Source organism: Pseudomonas sp. LTJR-52 (genome assembly GCF_003691465.1).
GTDB classification, from domain to species: Bacteria; Pseudomonadota; Gammaproteobacteria; order Pseudomonadales; family Pseudomonadaceae; genus Chryseomonas; species Chryseomonas luteola.
In genome coordinates this window covers 1,079,185-1,102,866 of record NZ_CP033105.1, presented here as the reverse complement: position 1 = coordinate 1,102,866, position 23,682 = coordinate 1,079,185, and the positions used below count along the sequence as shown (strand labels likewise).

The following is a 23,682-nucleotide window of genomic DNA, read 5'->3' as shown; positions in this document are numbered from 1 at the left end:
AGCAGGTAACCGGGCCGTTTTCGCTGTGATTGTTGCTGATCTTTCGACGTAGCCAGGACTATCCGATGTCTGACGATCCCGCTGAACCCCTGACGATTCCACCCGGCACGCCGCGGGCGTTTATCTGGCATTACAACCGGCTGTATCCAGGCTGGAATATAGCCATCGTTCTGCTGCAACTCTGTGCAGCGGCCTGTACCACACTGATTCCCTATGCCATCGGTGAAATCACCGGCGCTGTCAGCCAGGGACTCTGGAGCAGCACCGATGTACTGGAGGCCTGCCTGCCCTACCTTCTGCTGCTGGCCGGATTGGCATTAGGTGAAATGCTGTTCTCACGCACCATGAGTATCTGCATGATCATTGTGCGGCCGATGCAGAAACGCCGGGTCACCGGCGATCTTTTCGCCTATCTGCAACAGCACTCCCACCGCTATTTCAGCGAACGGTTTGCTGGCAGTCTGTCCCAGCGCATCAGTGAAGCCAGCGTGGGACTGCTCGAAATCAACTATATGGCCGTGGTGGAGCTTATGCCGATTGCGGTGACACTCATCGGCTCGCTGTTGTTGCTGGCTACGGCGTCCGTCTGGTTGAGCCTGAGCCTTTTGGCCTGGATGCTCATCTATGTGACGGCGTCCTATCAGATGGCCAGACGTGCTCAGGTGTTTGCCCATGCCCATGCGGAAGCACGCAGCACCACCTCCGGCAAAGTAGTCGATGCTGTCACCAACCTGAGCAGCGTTCGGCTTTTTGCCAGAAACCAGTATGAGCGGCAGTACCTGGACCGTTATCTGTCCCGGGAAAAGCAGGCGGCCCGTCGCTCGTTCTTCTTCATGGAACGGGTACGCTGGTTTCAGGATGCCATGGCTTTAGTTCTGCGGCTGGGCCTGATCATTCTGGCCTTGTATCTTTGGCACATAAAGCGAATCGATGCGCTCAGTTCGTCATGGTCGCCAGCCTTGGCTTATTGATCGTGGCCAACGCCAAATACCTGAGTTATCAGTTCCTGCACTTTTTTGAGTCGAGCGGCAATATTCAGAACAGTGTTGATACCTTAATAAAACCCCATGAATACCCGGACCGAGAAACGGCACAGGACATAAAAATCGAGCGCGGCGATATTGAGCTTGAAAATGTGACGTTTGGATATTCGGCCACCCACCCCATACTCCAAAACTTCTCACTCAAAATACCGGCCGGACAACGCGTGGGAATAGTAGGGTATTCCGGCTCAGGAAAGTCCACATTATTAAACTTGTTACTTCGCCTATATGAACCGCAAGAGGGCAATATCCGAATTGACGGCATTGAAATACGCGACATGACATATGAGTCGCTTTACCGACAAGTAGGTCTCATTCCCCAGGAGCCTGGTTTATTTCATCGCACGTTGAGTGAAAACATCGGATATGGAAAAGAAAAAGCCAAACAGGATGATATTGAAATAGCGGCACGCCGTGCACATGCCCATGATTTCATTAAACACATGGAGCAGGGTTATGAAGCATTGGTAGGTGAGCGTGGCGTTAAACTCTCCGGCGGGCAACGGCAACGTATCGCCATTGCCCGGGTACTGATAAAAAACGCTCCGATTCTCATTATGGATGAAGCGACATCCAGTCTTGATTCGGAGACGGAGCGCCTTATTCAAAACAGCCTTGATGGAATCATGGGTAATAAGACCGTTCTGGTCGTTGCACATCGTCTATCCACCATTGCCCACTTGGATCGAATCCTGGTGATGGATAAGGGGCGAATTATCGAAGACGGCAGCCACCATGAGCTCCTGGCCAGGAAAGGTGCCTACGCCAGGCTTTGGGCCCATCAGGCAAATGGTAGCTTTGGTGTGGAAATCACAGCGACCGAGGATGAAGTCGCCTCGGTAAAGTAATACGTCCTGCAAGCTTTCCTTCCGCTTAACCGTGCCTTAGCCAAGGCGCGGTTCGTTTATAACCTCATCACTACTTATTTTAATTAGTTATCAAACGATACGGCATACTCGCAATTTGACAAATAAAATTTAATGACCAACCAGTCACATCAAGGACACTTATCATCAACTTATAACATATTTAATGAGTTATTAGATGGCTTCAGTTTAGTCTCACCCTGCCTGCTCTAAAAAAGAGATGACCGCACACAAACAGTGCAGTTACACAACAAAAAATGTATCTGAGTTGACACCAAAAAGTCGCTTGACCGTATAAATGTTCCAATTTTGCGACCATTCAGTAGCCATTCAGAAATTTGATACATTTTCGTTACATTGGCACATGCATTGCTCAGTAAAAGACGTTGATGATTCTCACCAACCCGCTGGGAATTAAGATGAAAACAACAACGCCGTACTTATCGGATTGCCTCAATGTGCTGAACGCACTTTTGGTAACTAAGGGCCAAAAGCCCTGTTCGACTGATGCAGCCAATACTACAACGTAAGCAACGTCCTAACTAATTACGACGCGCTGTTACTTGGAGCGGGCCTTTATTGGCTCGATGGCTTCGTGTTGTCGATTTAATGCAGAGGACGTTTGATGGGTAATGCTGTTACTAAAGTTGAAGCCGGAGGGCTTCATACCAATAAGGCGAGCCAAACTCAGGTATTAGATATACCGTTCAAACCGAACCGTTCTTCGTTACGTAGTGTATCGCGTCGAGACTTATCGCTATTGGCAGGGTTATCTCTTCTGCTTCATGGCGGTATCTGGTGGTACATCAATAACGCGCCGGCTGAACAACTGGAAACACCACCCAAGATCCCCGAAATGGTTGTGGAATTTTCTAGCCCTACGCCGCCTGCGCCGGAGCCGCCCCCGCCCCCTCCTCCGCCACCACCTCCACCGCCGCCGGAACCCGAGCCGCCCAAGGTCGAGGAGCCTGCGCCGCCACCGGTGGACGAGAATGCCGTCAAGCCACCGCCCAAGCCCGAGAAGCCAAAGCCCAAGCCGGTTGAAAAACCCAAGCCCAAGCCTAAGCCCGTGCAAAAGCCTACACCGCCTGCGCCACCCGCGCCGCAGCTAACCCCTGCGCCACCGGCTCCCAAAGCGCCGCCTGCACCGCCCGCCCCACCGGCGCCGGTCAAGGAAACCGCTGCGGTGTCAGGCCTCGCCAGTCTGGGTAATCCGCCGCCTGAATACCCCTCACTGGCATTGCGCCGGGGCTGGGAAGGCAGCGTCACCCTGCGCATCCGCGTCCTGCCCAATGGGCGTGCTGGTAGCGTGGATGTGACCAGGTCTAGCGGCAAGAAGCAGCTGGATGATGCAGCGGTAGAAGCGGTACGCGGCTGGAAATTCATACCGGCCAAGCGTGGCGACACGCCTATCGAAGGCTTCGCCACACAGACCATTGATTTCAAGCTGCCTCAATAACCAGCGGCCGCTTGTACCGACAAGACGATTTACGAGGGTAACGATATGAACAGCTCACTGACTTCCTTGATTGTTCCCGGCGTACTTTGGGCGCTGATTCTGTTTTCCGTAGTGACCTGGGCGATCCTGCTCATCAAGGGTATCCAGTTCACCAAGCAGAAAGGCGAGAACAAGCGCTTTCAAAAAGCCTTTTGGGCAGCGCCGGATCTGCTCACTGCCGCCGAGCACTCCTCGCAATACCCCGGCGCGCTGGCTCGTATCGCCAACAGCGGGTTTGCCGCACTGGTCACCACCGAGTCCCCCAAGAATACCCAGCAGCTGGCCCAGACCATCAACCGATCGGATCGCCTGGAACGTAACCTGCGCCAGCAGATCCAGAAGGAGCGGCGTGCGCTGGAAAGTGGCCTGGCGATTCTGGCCAGTATCGGCAGTACCTCGCCCTTCATCGGCTTGTTCGGCACCGTATGGGGCATCATGGAAGCCCTGCAAAGCATCGGCGCTTCCGGCTCCGCCAGCCTTGAAACCGTGGCAGGCCCTATCGGTCATGCCCTGATCGCGACCGGCGTCGGTATTGCCGTCGCGGTTCCTGCGGTACTGGTCTACAACTTCTTCCTGCGCCGCCTGAAGCTGGCCGCCGCCCTGATGGAAGACTTCGCCCACGACTTCGACAGCCTGGCCCAGCGCAGCGCCTTTGTGGTGACCCGCCAGCCGATATCCCACACCGCCGCTGACATGAGGGAGGCTAGCTAATGTCCTTTTCAACCCAAGACAGCGACGAAGTACTGAGCGAGATGAACGTCACGCCCCTGGTGGATGTGATGCTGGTACTGCTCGTGGTGTTCATCGTGACGGCGCCGCTGATGACCAATGCCATCAAGGTCAACCTGCCCAAGACCGATGCCGTGGCCCCGGCCGAGCAGAAGGACCCGGTGATCGTCAGTGTGGACAAGGACGGCAAGTTCTACCTGGACAAGTCCGAGCTGCAACCTGAACTCCTGGAGACCAGCCTCAAGGATGTGAAAGCCAAGGACCCGGAAGTGCGCGTCCGGCTGCAAGCCGATGAAGGCGTGAATTATGGGCAGGTCGCCAAGGCCATGGCGTCCATCGAACGTTCGGGCATCACCCGCATCGCGGTCATGACCTCCCGCTAGATCCCCTGCTGTACAGCCGTCCCGCTTGCGCTTGCGTAAGCGGGTTGGGGAACGGCTGCTTCAAAAAAGAGAAATCGCCCGGGAAGGCACAACCCACCGGCGCGCAGGCGGCCCATAAAGCCACACAAACAACGCCTCACCTTTGGGGATGAAAGAGTGATGATGAGAGATATAGCCAAACCGTTTGCTCCCACTCCGCTCGCCGCGGCCGTACATCGGTATCGATTCATACCGTTGTGCCTGGCCCTTGGCGTAGCACCTTTGGTCCATGCGCAGCAGGCGACGGAGGAGGAAGCGCCTGATTCGACTGCAGCTGCTGTTGCTGCTCCAGCCGTAACACCTACCGCTGCGGCGGGAACAACGCAACTTGAGCGAGTGGAAGTCACCGGTACAGCGGTACGTCGCGTAGATGCAGAAACTGCTGTCCCGGTGACAATCCTACGCTCGGAGCAATTGCGGAAAGAAGGTGTTAACACGACTGAAGAGCTGCTAACACGCATCGTTGCCAGTCAGTCTACCCAAAGCTCTAGCCAATCGGTAGGCTCTGGCACAGGGGGAGCCTCGTTTGCCGACTTGCGTGGCATTGGCTCTAACAAGACGCTGATTCTGCTTAACGGAAGACGTCTGGCCAACAACGCCATCGATGCGTCAGCCGTTGACCTGAATACAATTCCCTTTGCTGCTATTGATCGCGTGGAAATTCTGCGTGACGGCGCCTCTGCATTGTACGGTACCGATGCCATCGGTGGCGTAATCAACTTTATTACCAAGAAAAGTATTACCGAAGGACAGGTTAGCGCCAGCTTTGATAGCCCTACTCACTCTGGCGGAGGTGAAAGCCGGTCCTTTGACGGTAGTTGGGGTTTTGGTGACCTGGACAATGATAACTTTAATGTCTTTGGTGTCTTCAACTATGACAAGCAGAATAATCTTTCAGCCGCGGATCGCTCTTTTACCAAGGACTACGAGCCTGGACGTGGATTAAACAGCACCTCTGGTACGACCTATCCGGCTAACTATGGTCAGAATGGCAACTACACTAACCCCTTAGCTACTGCCGGTTGCAATGGGCCAAACCAGATCAACCCCGGTACTGGAACTTGTCGATTCAGCACACGAAACTACATCGATGCTGTTCCAGAGACTGAAAAAACATCTTTCTTCGGTAAGGCTTCTACTAAGTGGGCGGAAGATCAAACTGCCAGCGTGGATTACTTCTGGGCTCGCAATGACAATACCACCACTATTGCGCCTGCACCGCTCACTGATATCTCAGTGAATCCGGGTACAGCCTTTTATCCTGGCAATGGCATCACGCCGCTGACTCCTGGCTTTGCTCTCGACCCGACTCAGCCTGTTGATGTGAACTGGCGAGAGTCGGCAGCCGGTGCGCGTATCCAAAAGGATCAGAACACCAGCCAACGTCTGCAGCTGACATTTGACGGTAACGTCGGAGGCTGGGATTACAACATTGGTACCTCCTACAATGAAAATAAGGTTATCAGCAGCCTACGTGGCGGCTATCTAAATGATGATTTGGTTACCGAAGGCATAGCTAATGGCATCCTTAACCCTTTTGGAGAGCAAACTCAGGAGGGGATTAACTTCATTAATAACGCTGGCGTACATGGCGACTACCAGACGGCCGTAGGTCGCGTAAAAGCGATTGATGGACGCATCAGTCGTGAAATCGGTGATTGGTTCGGAGCAGGCCCTGTAGGTCTAGCACTTGGAGGTGAATTCCGTAAAGAAGAATTCCATAGCGACGTCGAGCCATTTGCAGGTTTGGTTGACAGCCTGGGGGTTGACCCTGACTCCAGCGTTTCAGGTGATCGTAACGTCAAGGCTCAGTATGCCGAGATTAACGTTCCCGTTCTGGAATCACTAGAACTAGGCGCAGCTATTCGTCACGATAAATACAGCGATGTAGGTAGCACAACCAATCCGAAATACAGCTTCCGCTTCCAACCGATTCGTGAACTGGTTGTTCGTGGTGCTTATAGCGAAGGCTTCCGTGCACCTTCACTATACGAGCTGTATAACCCTAACTACACGACCTTCACATCTGGCTTTTATGATGATCCACGCCTCTGTCCGGGTGGTACGCCTGTTGCCGGTGCCAACCCTGGTCGCGATTGTAGCCAGCAGTTCCGCAACCGTACTGGCGGCAACGAAGATCTCTCGCCAGAGAAAGCGCGTAACGTGACGTTGGGCTTTGTTTACCAGCCAGTCCGTAATTTATCAGTAGGCTTGGACTTTTATTGGATCAAGATTTCCGATCAGATCGCCGAATTTCCAGAGTCCTCTGTATTTGACAACCCAGATAGCTATGCTGATCGCTACATTCGCAATCCAGATGGCTCGCTTCAGTATATCCAAACTGGTTTGGCTAACTTGGGTAAGGTCAAGACTAGCGGCGTAGACGTAACACTGGATTACCGATTCCCTGCAACCGCCTACGGCAACTTTGGCTTATCCATGCAGGGTACTTACGTTGATCGATATGACTATCAGGAAACCATCAACGGTGCTTACTTTGACAACGTAGGTGACTTCCAGGGTATCGGTGTTATTTCTCGCTGGAAACACTCTCTGACCGGCAGTTGGAGCAAGGGTCCGTACCGTGCCTCTTTAACCAACCGCTTCCAGACGGGCTACCGCGATTACGATCCGGAAACCCATAACCGAGTGTCGTCCTACTCTGTATGGGATCTCTCAGCCGGTTACACCTGGAGCAAATCTCTGGACATCGATGTAGGCGTGAAGAATCTGTTCGATCGCGACCCGCCCTTCTCGAACCAGGCGTACACCTTCCAGAGCGGCTACGACCCCCGCTACACCGACCCACTTGGCCGCACGCTGTTCACCCGTGCGACCTATCACTTCTAACCTCTTTGTCTGTCTCCAGCCGCCTTGGCTGGAGACAGGTATGCTTCAGGACAGGACGGTATAACCACTCGTGCAGGCCCTTGCCAGTATCCCCTATCAATTAAGGTTGATTGCCTGAACCGAGCGTCAACGCGTGTCGTTCATAAGGAGTGAAGCGGTGTTTTCAACAGGGTCGATCCACACGTACAGCCGCTTGATGGTACTGCTTGTTTCCTGCCTCGTTTCATCGGCGTTATTGGCTACGCCACACAGCTACATGACGGTCTATGGCGATCCGCCCAAGTATCCCGAAGGCTTTGAGCATTTCGACTATGTGAATCCCGACGCGCCTAAAGGAGGTTCGCTCAGGCGCTCGGCCAAATCGATCGACCGTTTCAACTTCCTGCTGCCCTATCTTGATAAGGGCACAGGAGTCGAGCAAGTCGATACCTGGGTTTACGAACCATTGGCTTATCGCTCGCTGGACGAGCCCTATACGGTATATGGCCTGATTGCCGAAAAAATGGAGCGCGACCCGGACAACCGTTGGGTACGCTTTTTTCTCAACCCCAAGGCACGCTTTCATGACGGCACGCCCGTTTTGGCCGAGGATGTTCGCTTCACCTTTGAGACCTTGATGACCAAGGCAAGCCTGAGCTTTCGGCAACTGTACGGTGATGTAAAAGATGTCACCGTTGAAAGCGATCGGCAGATCCTATTTACCTTCAAGACGAACGAAAACCGCAGTCTGGCGCTGGATCTGGCGTCCATGCACATCCTGCCAGCGCACTGGTGGAAAGACCGGGACTTTGCCAACGGTAACGGCTTTGAGCCGCCGCTGGGGAGCGGACCTTACAAGGTCTCGCACGTCGATCCGGGCCGTACCGTCGCATTCGAGCGCGTCAAGGACTGGTGGGCAAAGGATCAGCCGGTGACGCGAGGGCTGTACAATTTCGACACGCTCACCGTCGACTTCTTTGCCGACACCGATGTCGCCCGCGAACTCCTGCTGGCCGGCGCGTACGACTACAACCGCGAGTACTCCGCCACAGGCTATACCATCCGCTACGACAGCCCTGCCCTGCGCGATGGGCGCTTGCAGAAAGACATCCTGGCGACGGGCAAACCTGTCCGCGCCCAGGGCTTTGTTTTCAACCTGGATAACCCCTTTTTTCAGGATCGCCGGGTCCGCCAGGCCATTGCCATGCTCTGGGATTTCGAGTGGACCAACAAACAGCTCATGCGCAGCTTTTACAAGCGCCAGCAGAGCTACTTTCCCAAGACCGAAATCGCCGCCACAGAGCTGCCGGACGCACAGGAGCTGAGTATTCTTGAACCTTTCCGGGGCCAGATCCCGGATGAGGTATTCACCCAGGTGTTCCAGGCGCCCAAAACCGATGGCTCGGGCTTTATTCGGGACAAGCAGCTCGAAGCCCTGCGCCTGCTTGAGGAGGCCGGCTGGCATCCGCAAGGCGATCAGCTCGTCAACGCCAACGGCGATCCCCTGATCTTTACCTTTCTGAATGGGCAATCCGGTTTTGAGCGAATGGTGCTGCCCTTCAAGCGGACGCTGGCCCAAATAGGTATTGGGCTGAATATTCGCAATGTGGACACAGCGCAGTACATCAACCGCACCAACAGCCGCGACTACGACATGATCGTGACCGGCTTTCCCCGGGGTGGCGATCCCAGCGCATCGCCAGGGCGAGAACTCTTTGATTATTACGGCTCCGACAGTGCCAACCGGGTTGGTAGCTCCAACGCCATGAACCTGAAGAATCCAGTCGTCGATCGGCTTATCGAAGGCGTGGCCAATGCCAGAAGCCGGGATGAGATGGTGCATTACGCCCGCGCGCTCGATCGGGTTCTGCAATGGGGTTATTACATGATTCCGCATTATTACTCGGACGGCGAGCCCAGCGTGTTCCGCAACCGTTTCGGCCGCCCCCCCATAGCACCCGCTTATGAAGAGGGGCTCGACACCTGGTGGGAAGTCAGTCCAACCCCGCTCACCCACGAGCAGATGGCCGCACGGCTACAGGAGAAACCCTGATGGCAGCCTATATTCTCAGACGCCTGCTGTTCATTGTGCCTACGCTTCTGGTCATCCTGATCGTCAACTTTGTCATTATCCAGGCGGCCCCTGGCGGCCCGGTAGATCAGGCCATTGCTCGCCTGCAAGGCATGGGCAACCAGGGCGGTATTGCAGGAGGTAGCCATGATGGAGCGGCCGGAGCCTCGTCCGGCTCGCGAGGTAGCAGAGGCCTGGACCCTGAGCTGATCAAGGAAATCGAGCGGCAGTACGGCTTCGACAAGCCACCGCTTGAGCGCCTTTGGCTGATGATCAGGAACTACGCGCACCTGGATTTTGGTAACAGCTTTTTCCGTGGTGCCAAGGTAACGGACCTGATTCTGGAAAAGCTGCCGGTATCCCTTTCACTTGGCTTCTGGGCCACACTGATCACTTACCTGATCTCGATTCCCCTCGGGATACGCAAGGCGATCCGCCACGGCAGCGCATTCGATGTCTGGACCAGCACTGCCATCATCGTGGGTTATGCCTTGCCGGCCTTTCTGTTCGCCATGTTCCTGATCGTGGTGTTTGCCGGTGGGAGTTACTTCAGCCTGTTTCCCGCCGTAGGGCTTACCTCGGAAAACTTTGACCAGCTCAGCCTCGCGGGCAAGGTACTGGACTATTTCTGGCATCTGGTACTGCCTGTTTCGGCCTTGGTCATTGGCGGGTTCGCTACCCTGACCATTTTGACCAAGAACAGCTTTCTGAATGAAATCAGCCGCCAATATGTGGTCACGGCGCGGGCCAAAGGGCTCACTGAGCGCAGCGTGCTGTACAAGCATGTCTTTCGCAATGCCATGCTGCTGGTCATTGCCGGTATTCCCCAGGCACTGATCGAGGTGTTCTTTGCCGGCTCCCTGCTGATTGAGGTGATCTTTTCGCTCGACGGACTGGGTCGCATGAGCTACGAGGCGGCGCTCTACCGTGACTATCCGCTGGTGTTCGGCTCGCTGTTCATTTTCACGCTGTTTGGCCTGCTGATCAAACTGGCCGGGGACATCTCCTACACCCTGGTCGATCCACGCATCGACTTTTCGGCGAGGAACGCCTGATGCTGACACTGTCTCCGTTAAGCCAACGCCGCTTTGCCCGCTTCAAGGCCAACCGTCGCGGCTGGTGGTCGCTCTGGATATTCTGCGCATTGCTGGTGACTTGCCTGTGTGGCGAACTCATTGCCAACGACAAACCCTTGGTGGTGGGCTACCACGGCTCGCTATATTTCCCGATATTCAAGCGTTATACCGAAACCGAGTTTGGTGGCCAGTTGCCCTTCCAGCCGGACTATCGCAGTGAGTACGTACAGAAACTGATCAAGGATCAGGGCGGCTGGATGGTCTTTCCACCCATTCCGTTCAGTGACGATACGGTGAACTACGACCTCTCCGTCCCGGCGCCCAGTGCGCCGTCGGAAACAAACTGGCTGGGCACCGACAGTCAGGCCCGTGATGTGCTGGCACGAGTAATTTTCGGCGCACGCATCTCCATCCTGTTTGCCTTGGCACTAACGGCTGTCAGCGCTGTGATCGGGATCACCGCAGGCGCCTTGCAGGGCTATCACGGGGGCTGGGTAGACCTGCTGGGGCAGCGCTTTATCGAAATCTGGTCAGGCCTGCCGGTCCTGTACCTGCTGATCATCCTGTCCGGCTTCGTGGAACCCAACTTCTGGTGGCTGCTGGGCATCATGGCGCTCTTTTCCTGGCTGGCGCTGGTAGACGTGGTTCGGGCCGAATTCCTGCGCGGGCGCAGTCTGGAGTACGTTAAAGCGGCACGGGCGCTGGGGCTGTCTGATCGCAAGGTCATGTGGCGGCATATCCTGCCTAACGCGATGACCTCCACGCTTACGTACGTTCCCTTCATCATTACCGGGGCCATTACAACGCTGACCGCCTTGGACTTCCTGGGCTTTGGCCTGCCGATCGGCACTGCGTCGCTAGGGGAGCTGGCCAACGAAGGCAAGCAGAACCTGCAAGCACCCTGGCTGGCGATGACCGCTTTTTTCGCCCTCGCCCTGATCTTGAGCCTGCTGGTTTTTATTGGCGAAGCCTTCCGTGATGCATTCGACCCGAGGGCCGTGTGATGACCGAGAATCTGATTGAAATCCGTGGCCTGAAAGTGGCTTTTTCCGGCCAGGAAGTCGTACACGGTATCGACCTGGATATTCGCCGTGGCGAATGCCTGGCGTTGGTGGGCGAATCCGGCTCGGGCAAATCCGTTACGGCCCACTCGATCCTGCGCCTGCTGCCTGCCTCCATTACCACAACCTCCGGCGGCATCTGCTACAACGGTGAAAACCTCGTGACCGCAGACGAAAAGCGCCTGCGCACCCTGCGCGGCAACCGTATCGCCATGATCTTTCAGGAGTCCATGACATCCCTCAATCCGCTGCATACTGTGGAGCGGCAGATCAGCGAGGTATTGGCGTTGCACAAGGGCTTGGGCGGCAAGCACGCGCGTGCACGAGTGATCGAGTTATTGGAACTGGTCGGCATACGCGAACCGCTCAAGCGGCTCAAGGCCTACCCGCATCAGCTCTCGGGTGGCCAGCGCCAGCGGGTGATGATCGCTATGGCGCTGGCCAACGAGCCGGAATTGCTGATCGCCGACGAGCCCACCACAGCCCTGGACGTGACCGTGCAGCAGAAGATCCTCGAACTCCTGAAGGACCTCCAGGCGCGCCTTGGCATGTCGTTGCTGCTTATCAGCCATGACCTGAACCTGGTTCGGCGCATTGCCCAGCGTGTCTGTGTGATGCGTAACGGAGTGGTAGTTGAGCAGAACAGCTGTCAGGCCCTTTTTTCCGCACCTCAGCATACCTATACCCGCACGCTGATCAATGCCGAACCCGACGGCGGGCCGGTCCCAACCAGCAGCGATGCCTCGCTGATACAGGCGCAGGATGTACGCGTCTGGTTTCCGCTGCCCAAACCGTTGTTCAGCCGCCAGCGCCACTATGTCAAGGCGGTAGACGGTGTGAGCTTCGAGCTAAAGAAAGGCCGTACCCTGGGCATCGTGGGCGAGTCCGGCTCAGGCAAGTCCACCCTGGGCCAGGCGATTCTGCGACTGGTGCAGGCCCAGGGCGGCATTCGCTTTCAGGGGCAGTCGATCGAAACCTTCAACGCCAGGCAGATGCGTCCGCTTCGTCGCCACATGCAGGTTGTGTTTCAGGACCCGTTCGGCAGCCTGAGCCCACGGATGTCCGTCGAGCAGATCATCCGTGAGGGTTTGGATATCCATGAGATCGGCACACCCAAAGAGCGGGAATCGGCGATCATTCGGGTCTTACAGGAAGTAGGTCTCGATCCTGAAACACGGCACCGCTATCCTCATGAGTTTTCGGGCGGCCAACGCCAGCGTATCGCCATCGCGAGGGCGCTTGTGCTGCAACCCGAGCTGATATTGCTGGACGAGCCCACGTCGGCTCTGGATCGTACCGTTCAAAAGCAGGTTGTCGACCTGTTGCGTAACCTACAGGCGATCCATGGGCTAACGTATCTGTTCATCAGTCACGATCTGGCCGTGGTTCGGGCATTGGCCCATGATCTGATTGTCATCAAGGATGGCAAGGTCGTGGAACACGGCGAGGCCTGCCGGATCTTTCAGGCGCCACAACACCCGTATACTCAGGAATTACTGGCGGCGTCGGTCGCACCATTGGAACGCTCAGGCGAGATCGTTGACCGACAACGGGCCTGAATCAAGGAGGACTCATGACCATTACCCTACGCGCTATCCGCGAGAGCGATGCCGAGGCTTTGGCATCGATTCTGAACCAGCCGGGCACGCGCCGGGGTACGCTGCGCCTACCCTACCGACCCACTCAGAGCATGAGCGACTGGATCAAGCAGTACCCCGCTGAAGACGTTCGGGTACTGGCCGAACAGCAAGGCAACGTGTTGGGCTTTGCAACGCTCAACCGTATGAAAGGCCGGCGGATTCATGTGGCGGAGCTGGTCATTGCGGTTGGGGATGACCACACTGGTAAAGGCGTGGGAACCCAGCTGATGGCGGCGCTGATCGATGCCGCCGACAACTGGATGAACCTCAAGCGTGTTGAGCTGACGGTATACACGGATAACGCGCCGGCTATCGCCCTGTATGAAAAATTCGGCTTTGTTCACGAGGGCACTCAGATCGCCTATGCCTATCGTGACGGTGCCTACGTGGATGTCTATTGCATGGCCCGGGTGAGAGCATGAAGGATGTGGTAAAGGGCGCGCTGCTGGCACTGGCCGTGTTGCTCCAAGGTTGTGAACCCACCGAAAAGGCAGCCGAAACGCAAACGCCAGCCGTCCCGAAAGTGGACATCGCAACGGTTACGCCCTCGACGGAGCCGCTGACCACGCGTCTCACCGGCCGGATGGAGGCCTATCGTACGGCGGAAGTCCGTGCCCGCGTGGAAGGTATCGTGGAGGCTCGCACCTACCAGGAGGGCCAGGAGGTCAAAGCCGGTACGTTGCTGTTTCGTATCGACCCGGCTCCGCTCAAGGCCGAGTTGGCGGCGGCAGAAGCCGAGCTGGCCCAGGCACGGGCGGCTGCCGATGCCGCTGAAGACATTGCCAAACGCTCCAGACAGTTGATGGCCGATGAGTCCATCAGCGCCCAGCAGTACCGCAAGGATTTCTTTACAGAGAAGCAGGCACGGGCAACCGAGAAAGCCGCCGAAGCCAAGGTACAAAGCGCCCGCCTGAAGCTCGCCTATGCCAACGTGACCTCTCCGATTGCCGGCCGTGCACGCCGGGCCGAGGTCACCGAGGGTGCATTGGTCGGTCAGGATGAAGGCACCAAGCTAACTACAGTCGAACAGATCGACCCGATTTATGTGAATTTTGCCCAGCCCATGGCTGATTCCCTGGCGCTCCGGCAGAGCCTTCAGCAGGCCGACAAGCGCGAGAAGCCCATCCTGCGCCTGCGACTGAGCAATGGCTCGACCTACCCCTTGAACGGCACCCTGCTCTTCTCCGATTGGGCCGTGGATGAAAAGACCGATACGGTAGCCATGCGGGCTGTGTTCGATAACCCCGACCATCTGCTGCTGCCCGGAATGTATGTGCAGGTCGAGCTGCAGCAGCCCGGCCAGACGCAGGCCGTTCTTATTCCCCAGCAGGCCCTGACACGCACCCGTGAAGGCGCCTATACCATGGTTGTCGACGAGACCAACCACGCCCACAGCCGCCCGATTTCCGCCGATACGCTCGAAGGCAATCAATGGCGCGTCACCGACGGTCTGAAAGCTGGCGAGCGGGTCATCCTCAGTGGCAGCGCCCTGAAGGACGGTCAGGCCGTAGAGCCCAAGCAAGCCGCCCTGACGACCCAGCCCGTCGCCTCAAAAGAGTAAGCGCAGACCATGTCCTCGTTTTTCATTGCCCGCCCGGTGTTCGCCTGGGTCGTCGCCATCATGATTTTTCTGGGCGGCGGCCTCACGGCGCTGCGTCTGGCGGTAGAGCAATACCCCAACGTCTCGCCTCCGCGGGTAGGCATACAGGCCTATTACCCAGGCGCATCAGCCGAGGTTATCGAGCGCACTGTCACCTCGGTGATCGAACGCGAGCTGAGTGGTATCGAGGGACTGCTGTACTTCGCCTCCGACAGTACCGCCACGGGCGAGGTAGAAATCGGCCTGTCCTTCGAGCCGGGCACCAATCCGCAGATCGCTTCCATTGAAGTGCAGAACCGCATCAAGCGCGTCGAGGAGCGTCTGCCGGAAAGCGTGCGGCGCCAGGGCATCGAAGTGGACAAGAGTGGTGACAACGACCTGCTGTTCGTCACGCTCCTGGCAGACAACCCGAACGTCACACATATCCAGATGGGCGACTACGCCACCACCGTGGTACGCCCTGCCCTGCTGCGCGTGCCCGGCGTAGGCAAGGTAGAGGTCTATAGTCCCGAATACGCCATGCGGATCTGGCCGGACGTCCACAAGCTCACCGCCATGGGCGTGACCACTTCAGATATGGTCAGCGCCATCAACCGCTACAACGAGCGCATTACCCTCGGCGCCATTGGCACGCCTCCGGTGCCCGCCAATACCACACTGACGGCCCCGCTGACGGTTGAGGAAACCCTCGATACGCCGCAGTCCTTTGGCGCGGTTCCCTTGCGAGTCAACCCGGACGGGTCGGCCCTGCGCATTCAGGATGTGGCCCGTGTCGAGCTGGGCGGCAACTACTACACCTATCCGTCTTACGTGAACGGCAGGCCTTGCGGCGCCATTTCCATCAAGCTTGCCCCCGGCGCCAACGCGCTTAGCACGGCGCAGGCGGTCAAGGCCACACTGGCGGAGTTGTCCCAGCAGTTCCCACCGGGCATGCACTACCAGACGGCGTTCGATACGACGACCTACGTGCATATGTCCATCGTGAAAGTGGCCTATACGCTGATCGAGGCGATGGTGCTAGTCTTTCTGGTCATGCTGGTGTTTCTGCAAAACCTGCGCGCCACGCTGATCCCGTCCATCGTGGTACCAATAGCCCTGGCCGGCACCTGTGGCGCTATGTTGGCACTGGGTTTCTCCATCAACGTGCTGACCCTGTTCGGCATGGTCCTGGCTATCGGGATTCTGGTGGATGATGCCATCGTAGTGGTGGAAAACGTCGAACGCATCATGCGCGAGGAAGGACTGGCGCCCCGTGAGGCAACGCTCAAGGCCATGCAGCAGATCAGCGGCGCTATTGTGGCAATTACGCTGGTACTCACTGCCGTGTTCATCCCGATGGCGTTTTTCGAGGGCGCTACGGGCTCGATCTACCGGCAGTTCTCCGTGGCGCTGGCCGTGCCGATGGCCTTCTCGGCATTTCTGGCGCTCACGCTGACGCCCGCCCTGTGCGCAACGCTGCTCAAACCGGCAGTGTCCCATACGCTCAGCCTGGGCAAGGTGGGCCGCTGGGCGGCTTCCCTATCGGCAGGCTATCAACGCAGCCTGGGCGGTGTCCTGAATCGCCCGGTGCGCTTCGTGCTGCTGTATCTCGTTCTGCTGGCCGTGCTGGCGCTTCTGTTCAGCCGCCTGCCCGGCTCCTTTGTGCCGAACGAAGACAAGGGCAGTTTTGCCACTGTCGTGCTGCTTCCCACCGGCTCGACGCAGGAAATGACGCATCAGGTGGTAGAGGAGGTACAGGCCTATCTGCGCAGCGACCCTTCGGTCGGCCAGCTCTTCACCCTGCAGGGCTTTAGTTATTTCGGCGGCGGCGAGAATGCCGCCATGATCTGGCCAAGCCTTAAAGATTGGTCCGAGCGCAAGGCCCCTGACCAACATGTGGATGCCATTATCGCGCGGCTGAATCAGCATTTCGCCGATGGCTCTTCGTCTATTCCCAACGTCACTATCCAGGCGCTGAACACTCCGCCCCTGCCCTCCATGGGGCGCACGGCGGGTATCGACATGCGCCTGCAGGATCGCGCAGGGCTAGGACATGAAGCGCTGATCGCGGCAAAGGACAAGCTCCTGGCACTGGCACGGCAGAATCCTGTATTCGCCACCGCCACCTACTCGGGGCAGGACGACACGCCGCAGCTCAAGGTCTCCATCGACCGCTTGAAAGCCCAAAGCATGGGCGTCTCGGTGGATGAGATCAATTCGACCATGGCGACCCTTTACGGCTCGCTCTATGTGGGAGATTTCATCCATGACAATCAGGTCCGCCGAGTCGTCATCCAGGCCGAGGGCAAGGACCGGCAACAACCTGACAGCCTGCTCCAGGCTCGCGTTCGTAATGCCGACGGCGAGATGGTGCCGCTAAGCACCTTCGTGACGCTTAGATGGACGGTGGGCACGATGGCTATCGAGCACTTCAACGGCTTCCCGTCGCTCTCCATCAACGCCACACCGGCGGCGGGCTACAGCACCACCCAGGCGATGGACACCATGGCACGCCTGGTAGGTGAGCTACCCACCGGCGTCGGCTACGAATGGGCAGGCCAGTCCTATCAGGAGCGGCTGTCCGGGGATCAGACACCTCTGCTGTTCGGTCTGTCCATTCTGGTAATCTTCCTGTGCCTGGCGGCGCTCTACGAGAGCTGGTCGGTACCTTTTGCGGTCATCCTGGCGATTCCGCTGGGCATCATCGGTGCGGTCATGGCCACTACGCTGCGCGGACTGCCGGACGACCTGTACTTCAAGGTCGGCCTCATCACCATCATGGGCCTCACTGCCAAGAACGCCATCCTCATCATCGAAGTCGCCCGCGAACTCCAGCTTGAGGGCACTCCCTTGCGTCAGGCCATTCTGGACGCCGCCCGGATGCGCCTGCGCCCTATTGTCATGACGTCCCTAGCCTTTATGTTCGGCGTGCTGCCCCTCATGTTTTCCCAGGGCCCGGGATCGGCCAGCCAGCACGCCATTGGCACCAGCGTTTTCGGCGGCATGCTCTCGGCCACGCTGCTGACCCTGTTTTTCGTCCCGCTCCTGTATGCACTGGTCATGCGCTTCAAACGGCGCACGACCTCTGCTGCGTCTTCCGCCCCTACGGACAGGACGGCGCATGAGCTTACGCCCTGATGCGCCGCTTTTGCTCTGGTTTCGCAACCTATAGGTCCTGCCAAACACTTGGGTTTCCAGTGGGCGGTAGACCGGTTGATCTGGCTTTTAAAGAATGAGCCGCTCGGCTGCTAACCGGCTTGCTCGGCCAGGATCAGTCGCATGCCAATGACATCCACATCCGAGCGCAGCTCCACTGGTTTGAAGCCGAGCTTGTGGTACAGCGACTGTGCCACGGCATTGTCCCGGTAGACGCGCAGCGTAACCATGGAAGCGCCTGTGTCCGCCACAGCCTGCCGAATCAGTTGCTCGCACAACTGCTTGCCATAACCGTGGCCCCGCCAGTCAGGCGAGACGATAATGCGGCACAGGTGGACGGTATCGGGCGAGACGGTTCGGTATTGCCCAAAGGCAAGCGGCCGGTTGACGCCCTCTACCAATGAAAAGCTCTTACCGGGCACCTCCAGCAGTTCCGGCAACTCAGTGGCGGTGAACGGATATCTAAGTTGGGGCCCTGCCCAGCGTGCGCAGGCGTCAGCCGTAGGCACCCAGGCAACCAGTGCCTCGTAATCACTGGGAATCGGTGCGCTTAGTGTGGCAGTCATGGTGCAAACCTCCTCTTAGGCCTGCCGGGCCATCAACAGCTTTACGCCCAGCCCTACGAATAACACGCCGCTGGCCCGCTTGATCGCCGTGACCCAACGGCTCGCGGAAAGCCGCCTGCTGAGCCTGGACACACTGAAGCAATACACACAGTGTACCGTCACGACAATCAAGGCGATGGTCAGGTACATCGTGGTGAACTGTACAACCAATGACCGTCCCGGCTCGATGAATTGCGGCAAGAAAGCGGAAAAGAAGATAAGCGTTTTCGGATTGCTGATTGATACCAGCAGCGCTTCGCCAAAAACCTTGGGCGACGAGACACGGGGCGCACTGGCTGGTGTGACCGTAGACGATCCGGGCTGACGTTTGAGCAGCTGCACAAAACCAAGATAGATCAGATAAGCCGCTCCGATCAGCTTCATCGCCAGAAACGCCATCGGCATGGCTGCCACCAGAGCGCCTATGCCAAGCGCCACAAGAATGATCACGAATAGCTGCGCCGTCAGGTTACCTGCCAGGGTCGCCAGCGTTCCCCGTGCGCCATAGCGCAAGGTATTGCGAATGACCAAAAGGACGTTGGGCCCGGGAGAAAGCGTTGTTACCAGGTAAGCAACACAAAAGACAAACCAGACATGCAGCGTCATGGAGCTCTCCACAGGATCACAGATGTTACCGCATCACTATCGTGACACTTTACCTGCCCTGCCAAGAGAATGCTGAAGTTCGAGCTCGGTTGATGAGAAGGTTAAGACCCTCATTTCAGGTCAGGCCCTTTATGTACTCAGTGAGAGCCTTTTTGTGTAGCCCTTAGGGCATACATCAAGCGATACGGCATGATGATCAAGACGTCAAAACCCAGAATTGGCAAGGATAGTCAGTCGCTCGTCACTGACACCTTATCTACGTAAGCAAGTAGCTCAGGCCACGGTAGCGGTTTTGCGAATAGATAACCTTGCGCCTCGTCGCACTGAGCTTTGCAAAGGAGCTCCAAGGTCTCCTTGTCCTCTACACCCTCTGCGACGACATAGAGCCCTAGCGCATGGGCCATGTCCGATAATGCCTTCATGAACCCTGATGAATTGGACTCACAACCATTGGGTGCGATGAACGTACGATCCAGTTTGACAACATTGATAGGAAATTGGCGCAGATACGATATGCCGGCATGTCCCGTTCCGAAATCATCAACCGCCAATAGTACACCGAGTGATTTCAAGTCCTCCATGGCCAGGGCTGATGCTTCGATGTCGTGAATGAAAGCGCCCTCGGTCAGTTCGAGCTCCAGCTGCTCTGGCGACAGGCCTGCTTGATTCAAAGCACTTTTGACCTTCTGGGTCAGATTGGAGCACATCAATTGTTTGGGCGACAGGTTTACTGATACGCACAGGGCGTAACCCATACGCAAACTTAAGGTCTTTATGTCAGCGCAGGCTTGTCTTAGCACCCAGGCTCCGATTTCGTTAATCAGACCGGTCTCTTCAGCGATTGGAATAAAATCTAATGGCGAAACCAGGCCGCGCTCCGGGCTTTTCCAGCGGATCAGGGCTTCGAAGCCCTTGAGTTTCTCATCGGGTAAACTGACCCTCGGTTGGTAGTAGAGTACGAACTCGCCTCGGTCAAGCGCGCCTTGAAGAGCAATCTCCAATGCCATGCGGTCTTTCATGGCAGTGCTCATTTCTTTTGAGAAGAAGCTATAGCGATTCCCTCCGTCTGCCTTGGCCTTGTACATAGCGATGTCAGCATTTTGTATAAGAATGTCGTTACGCTGACCGTCATCTGGGTACAGGCAGATCCCAATTGATGCATTAGAAAAAAGCTGATTACCACCAACGTATACGGGTAAGGCAACAATGCCCAACAATCTTTTTGCCAGTAATTCCGCCGAAGTTTTTCCATCATTGGCATGCGCTACGATTATGAACTCATCCCCACCCAGACGAGCGACTAGGTTACCTGTCAGAAGCGCGTCCTGCAGGCGCTTGGCAATGATGCAGAGCAGCTCGTCACCTGCCTTGTGCCCCATCGAGTCATTGATGCGCTTGAAACGATCGAGGTCAATTAGCATGATTGCGATACGCTCGGTGGGCGAGGTGAAATCGAGTAGCTCCTGCAAATGCTCGTTAAGGTATGCTCGGTTAGGCAAGCCCGTCAGAGCGTCGTATGTAGCCATGTGACGGAGACGGTTCTCGGACTGCTTGCGTTCGGTGATATCCACGTAACTACCTGCCCATTCTTTGACCGCACCCGAGGAGTCAAGAATGGGCACAGCGTGCAACTCCATTTCTCGGAACTCGCCATCGGCACGCTTCAAACGCACCTCGGTGTGAATAGGGGTAGCCTCGTGGCGCATACGGGAAACTAGATTTAGCATAATGTCGCGATCATCTGGATGAATCGCATTGAGCCACCCCATCCCATCCACTTGTTCGGGAGTGAAGCCTGTAAATCTGGCCCACTCGAGCTGAGGCGTAAAGACTTCGACGTCTTTGGACGTTGTCCAGACGATGGCATTCGTTGCGTTCACCAATGAGCGGAAGCGCAACTCAGCCCTGTTTCGCTCTTGTGTCTCACGATAGCGCTCGATAATCAGTGAAGCGGTATTGGCCAATAGCTCTATCGAGTAAAGCTCCCAGTCGGTGGGGCTTCTCATTTTTCGGCTATAAAGCGCCATTATCCCCTGCACAGTGCCTTTGGTTGAGAGCAGAGGTACTGACCAACAGGAGCGAAATCCGTAGGGTGATACCAAGTGAGAAAACTGACGCCAGCGTTCGTCATTCTCGATATCTGTAGCGATTATTGTCTTGGCAAAAAATGCAGCGGCCCCACAGGAACCAACATCTGGTCCAATGGCTAAGCCATCAAGCGATAGACTGTATTTAGCTGGCAATGATGGAGCCGCGCCGCTTCTTAAATGCTTCTGATCCGTATCGAGCAGCATAATGGACGACACTACCTTGCCACCAATTTGCTCCTCGGCCAGATTGCACAAAAGCTCAAGGACCTCTTTCAGCGGAGCGCTGGTCATGGCTAGCTCAAGAGCTTGCCTTTGACCTTTGGCGATGATGTCGGCACGTTTACTCTCAGTAATGTCTTGAGTAAATCCATACAACCGCTCGATGCAACCAGCTTGTCCCTCCGAGCAGCCGTTGACAGCAATCCAGCGTATGTCACCCTGACTTGTGACAAAGCGGCATTCGTAGCGAAAGCGGTTGGCCTTGAGCAAGATGCTTTTAGTAATACGCTTGGCCACGTCCCTGTCTTCAGGGTGCAGAGCCTCGAAAAAGAGTTCTATGCTGCCTATATCTTTGAATATCCCCGGGTCGGTCGAAAAGGTCAGTCTCCCCGTCTGGATATCTAGCTCCCACTCGTGAACGTCGTTTTTGCCGAGCGCAAAATGGAAACGTTCTGGAATGTTTGCAAGTAAACGATTAAGAGCTGCGGTTATAGACATGCTCAATCTGCACCAAAATATAGGTAAAGTTATAGATACGCTGGAAGTGAATCAGTGCCCGAAAACGTGATACGCAGGCTGTATACGTCTTCATCCATTTGGCATCTCACTCTTACGCACTTACTTTGTTCAACAAGCAGCAAAAAGCTACTAGATCGATATAGGCTGTGACTGTTCCCTGCCGTGTCGGATGAAGATTTCAATTCTTCAGGCTGCAACCGGTGCGGGATTAAATTTACGCAAGCCTCTATTGGCAGAAGCGACAGACCTTGGCTTTAACTTCTCTTTTAACGTCAGTTCAATACATATGCCGTAATGAGTAATAGCCTTCGCCTCAACGTACCCAGTATTTCTAAGGACAACGACATTCGAGTCGTTGTCTAGGTCTAGCATTTTTTTGCAGGCGGCACATAGCAGTACGGGTACATGGGTAGTCTCGCTTGTATCGGTCTGATCCAGTGGTATCTCCCATGCAGGCTGAACCTTGATAGGTATGCCTGCTAAGGGACAGCTGATGCTGGCGACACGACCGAGGTACTCTGAGCCCATGCCGATGATGAAATGGATTTTCGCGGCCATCTGAAGCTGACACGAGTCACCGTCGTCAAGATGCGGCCGCCATGGGAAAGGCTGGTCCGCTATACCCTCTACTAACGGCTCATCCAGTCTACGATCTTGTAGAGAAGCTACACACTGATAGCTAGGGATCACTGATCGAATCGCACGTAAAGGAAAAGCAAGAAACGGCTCGGCCAGCACCGCTGGGGTAATGGAGCATACCCACGCCTGGTGGGCTGATAGGGATAAACTGCGTATTCAGTTTGAACGCGGGCTCGATATTCACCGAACCTTGTTATCCCTAGCCTGCAGCTTCATCTGTCTACATTCATTGGAGGGGGTTTGTTAGCGGCTCTAAGAGCCAATGACTGTTTTAGATTACCTTATGTGTTACCCAGGCGCCCCAGAAAAGGCTACTGAAAAAACGCTGGAAGTCACTAAATCCAGCTTCATACAAAAGGCCCTGAACGGCGGACTCGGAATGAGGCGGATCTGCTCCTTGTAAAATTTTGCCGAGCTTGGCTCTGACCTCATCTGCAGTAGCACCCTGCTGCCGCCAGCGCTCACCCCATACCTTGAGCAAAAATGGTTGATCTGCATAGGCATAGTGGTTAGCTGCCACAACCAGCGGGGCACCCGCTTTCAAGCGAGTCTGGATCGAGCGCAGCAACTTTTTCTTGGGATCATCTCCCGGAATATGATGCAGCACACCGATCAACGTCGCAGCGTCATATGCCGTATCGGTTGGTAGATCCTCAACCGTGCCCAACAGCAATTGAACCTTATCCATCAGCCCATGTTTTTTTAACTGCTCGGCTGCGGTCTCCAGCATGGATGGCGATGGATCAACAGCAACGAAGCTCCACGTTGGCTCAAGGGCCGACAGCGATATGATTTCTTGAGCAGTACCTCCCACGCCAACGACTAAGATACGTGCAGAAGTTATATTTCCAAGACTGGCTGTAAGAACACAGGCAGCTAGATCATGACAGGCTTCATAACCAGCAAGAGCAATTCGGCTCTGTTGTCCATATTCATTAGCGCGGGATGAGTCAAACTTTGCAGCAGGATTTTCAGTGCTGTGGTCCATAGAGATTCTCCAGTTCTCAAGACACTCTATGGCCAATTGTTCAATA

Annotated in this window: 17 protein-coding genes; 13 read left to right on the top strand and 4 right to left on the bottom strand. The window is 56.1% G+C overall.

The genetic code is table 11. From position 1 onward, the window contains the following. Positions 1-65: 65 nt before the first annotated feature. From EAW52_RS26640 to EAW52_RS04950, 13 genes are all read left to right on the top strand, one after another. Complete coding sequence (locus EAW52_RS26640) at positions 66-971, top strand: ABC transporter transmembrane domain-containing protein (RefSeq protein ID WP_305955125.1); 906 nt, start codon at positions 66-68, stop codon at positions 969-971. Beyond that, entirely contained in the window at positions 947-1,891 is a 945-nt protein-coding gene (locus EAW52_RS26635) for an ABC transporter ATP-binding protein (RefSeq protein WP_305955124.1), read from the top strand. Before EAW52_RS26640 ends, EAW52_RS26635 begins: the two co-directional genes overlap by 25 nt. Before the next feature lie 643 nt (positions 1,892-2,534). Continuing rightward, positions 2,535-3,368: an energy transducer TonB gene (locus EAW52_RS05000; protein WP_122041637.1), complete on the top strand. Its 834-nt coding sequence runs from the start codon at positions 2,535-2,537 to the stop codon at positions 3,366-3,368. 45 nt (positions 3,369-3,413) lie between these two features. Then, a complete protein-coding gene (locus EAW52_RS04995) occupies positions 3,414-4,118 on the top strand; it encodes a MotA/TolQ/ExbB proton channel family protein (RefSeq protein WP_074822094.1) in 705 nt (234 codons plus the stop codon). Continuing rightward, positions 4,118-4,519, top strand: coding sequence for a biopolymer transporter ExbD (locus EAW52_RS04990; protein WP_010795766.1), 402 nt, complete (start codon positions 4,118-4,120; stop codon positions 4,517-4,519). Before EAW52_RS04995 ends, EAW52_RS04990 begins: the two co-directional genes overlap by 1 nt. 159 nt (positions 4,520-4,678) lie before the next feature. Then, positions 4,679-7,408: a TonB-dependent receptor gene (locus EAW52_RS04985; RefSeq protein WP_122041636.1), complete on the top strand. Its 2,730-nt coding sequence runs from the start codon at positions 4,679-4,681 to the stop codon at positions 7,406-7,408. Positions 7,409-7,604: 196 nt separating this feature from the next. Beyond that, positions 7,605-9,440: an extracellular solute-binding protein gene (locus EAW52_RS04980; RefSeq protein WP_122044724.1), complete on the top strand. Its 1,836-nt coding sequence runs from the start codon at positions 7,605-7,607 to the stop codon at positions 9,438-9,440. Continuing rightward, a complete protein-coding gene (locus tag EAW52_RS04975) occupies positions 9,440-10,513 on the top strand; it encodes a microcin C ABC transporter permease YejB (RefSeq protein WP_122041635.1) in 1,074 nt (357 codons plus the stop codon). Before EAW52_RS04980 ends, EAW52_RS04975 begins: the two co-directional genes overlap by 1 nt. Continuing rightward, positions 10,513-11,538 carry an ABC transporter permease gene (locus EAW52_RS04970; RefSeq protein WP_122041634.1) on the top strand — a complete coding sequence of 342 codons (1,026 nt, stop codon included), beginning with the start codon at positions 10,513-10,515 and terminating at the stop codon, positions 11,536-11,538. Before EAW52_RS04975 ends, EAW52_RS04970 begins: the two co-directional genes overlap by 1 nt. After that, entirely contained in the window at positions 11,538-13,154 is a 1,617-nt protein-coding gene (locus tag EAW52_RS04965; RefSeq protein WP_122041633.1) for an ABC transporter ATP-binding protein, read from the top strand. Before EAW52_RS04970 ends, EAW52_RS04965 begins: the two co-directional genes overlap by 1 nt. A gap of 14 nt (positions 13,155-13,168) precedes the next feature. After that, on the top strand, positions 13,169-13,657 hold the full coding sequence (locus tag EAW52_RS04960) for a GNAT family N-acetyltransferase (protein ID WP_010795772.1): 489 nt from the start codon (positions 13,169-13,171) through the stop codon (positions 13,655-13,657). Then, entirely contained in the window at positions 13,654-14,796 is a 1,143-nt protein-coding gene (locus EAW52_RS04955) for an efflux RND transporter periplasmic adaptor subunit (RefSeq protein WP_122041632.1), read from the top strand. The genes EAW52_RS04960 and EAW52_RS04955 overlap by 4 nt, the downstream gene beginning before the upstream one ends. A 9-nt stretch (positions 14,797-14,805) precedes the next feature. After that, positions 14,806-17,952 carry a multidrug efflux RND transporter permease subunit gene (locus tag EAW52_RS04950; protein ID WP_122041631.1) on the top strand — a complete coding sequence of 1,049 codons (3,147 nt, stop codon included), beginning with the start codon at positions 14,806-14,808 and terminating at the stop codon, positions 17,950-17,952. Between the two features lie 110 nt (positions 17,953-18,062). On the opposite strand, the gene EAW52_RS04945 is transcribed toward EAW52_RS04950, so the two are convergent. The 4 genes from EAW52_RS04945 to EAW52_RS04925 all read right to left on the bottom strand — a co-directional run bounded on the left by EAW52_RS04945 (position 18,063) and on the right by EAW52_RS04925 (position 23,636). Then, a complete protein-coding gene (locus EAW52_RS04945; protein WP_122041630.1) occupies positions 18,063-18,536 on the bottom strand; it encodes a GNAT family N-acetyltransferase in 474 nt (157 codons plus the stop codon). Positions 18,537-18,551: 15 nt separating this feature from the next. Beyond that, positions 18,552-19,181, bottom strand: coding sequence for a LysE family translocator (locus EAW52_RS04940; protein WP_122041629.1), 630 nt, complete (start codon positions 19,179-19,181; stop codon positions 18,552-18,554). Between the two features lie 230 nt (positions 19,182-19,411). Further along, positions 19,412-21,988 (bottom strand): EAL domain-containing protein, encoded by a 2,577-nt coding sequence (locus EAW52_RS04935; RefSeq protein ID WP_122041628.1) that lies wholly within the window; start codon positions 21,986-21,988, stop codon positions 19,412-19,414. 931 nt (positions 21,989-22,919) lie between these two features. After that, entirely contained in the window at positions 22,920-23,636 is a 717-nt protein-coding gene (locus tag EAW52_RS04925; protein WP_122041626.1) for a class I SAM-dependent methyltransferase, read from the bottom strand. Positions 23,637-23,682: the final 46 nt, after the last annotated feature.

What these genes read in the sequence shown, in the direction of transcription:
- EAW52_RS04935 (WP_122041628.1), bottom strand. Translation starts at nt 21,988, where the DNA reads ATGTCTATAACCGCAGCTCTTAATCGTTTACTTGCAAACATTCCAGAA.
- EAW52_RS04940 (WP_122041629.1), bottom strand. Translation starts at nt 19,181, where the DNA reads ATGACGCTGCATGTCTGGTTTGTCTTTTGTGTTGCTTACCTGGTAACA.
- EAW52_RS04995 (WP_074822094.1), top strand. Translation starts at nt 3,414, where the DNA reads ATGAACAGCTCACTGACTTCCTTGATTGTTCCCGGCGTACTTTGGGCG.
- EAW52_RS04955 (WP_122041632.1), top strand. Translation starts at nt 13,654, where the DNA reads ATGAAGGATGTGGTAAAGGGCGCGCTGCTGGCACTGGCCGTGTTGCTC.
- EAW52_RS04965 (WP_122041633.1), top strand. Translation starts at nt 11,538, where the DNA reads ATGACCGAGAATCTGATTGAAATCCGTGGCCTGAAAGTGGCTTTTTCC.
- EAW52_RS26635 (WP_305955124.1), top strand. Translation starts at nt 947, where the DNA reads ATGGTCGCCAGCCTTGGCTTATTGATCGTGGCCAACGCCAAATACCTG.
- EAW52_RS05000 (WP_122041637.1), top strand. Translation starts at nt 2,535, where the DNA reads ATGGGTAATGCTGTTACTAAAGTTGAAGCCGGAGGGCTTCATACCAAT.
- EAW52_RS04925 (WP_122041626.1), bottom strand. Translation starts at nt 23,636, where the DNA reads ATGGACCACAGCACTGAAAATCCTGCTGCAAAGTTTGACTCATCCCGC.
- EAW52_RS04945 (WP_122041630.1), bottom strand. Translation starts at nt 18,536, where the DNA reads ATGACTGCCACACTAAGCGCACCGATTCCCAGTGATTACGAGGCACTG.
- EAW52_RS04975 (WP_122041635.1), top strand. Translation starts at nt 9,440, where the DNA reads ATGGCAGCCTATATTCTCAGACGCCTGCTGTTCATTGTGCCTACGCTT.
- EAW52_RS04950 (WP_122041631.1), top strand. Translation starts at nt 14,806, where the DNA reads ATGTCCTCGTTTTTCATTGCCCGCCCGGTGTTCGCCTGGGTCGTCGCC.
- EAW52_RS04970 (WP_122041634.1), top strand. Translation starts at nt 10,513, where the DNA reads ATGCTGACACTGTCTCCGTTAAGCCAACGCCGCTTTGCCCGCTTCAAG.
- EAW52_RS04985 (WP_122041636.1), top strand. Translation starts at nt 4,679, where the DNA reads ATGATGAGAGATATAGCCAAACCGTTTGCTCCCACTCCGCTCGCCGCG.
- EAW52_RS26640 (WP_305955125.1), top strand. Translation starts at nt 66, where the DNA reads ATGTCTGACGATCCCGCTGAACCCCTGACGATTCCACCCGGCACGCCG.
- EAW52_RS04980 (WP_122044724.1), top strand. Translation starts at nt 7,605, where the DNA reads ATGGTACTGCTTGTTTCCTGCCTCGTTTCATCGGCGTTATTGGCTACG.
- EAW52_RS04990 (WP_010795766.1), top strand. Translation starts at nt 4,118, where the DNA reads ATGTCCTTTTCAACCCAAGACAGCGACGAAGTACTGAGCGAGATGAAC.
- EAW52_RS04960 (WP_010795772.1), top strand. Translation starts at nt 13,169, where the DNA reads ATGACCATTACCCTACGCGCTATCCGCGAGAGCGATGCCGAGGCTTTG.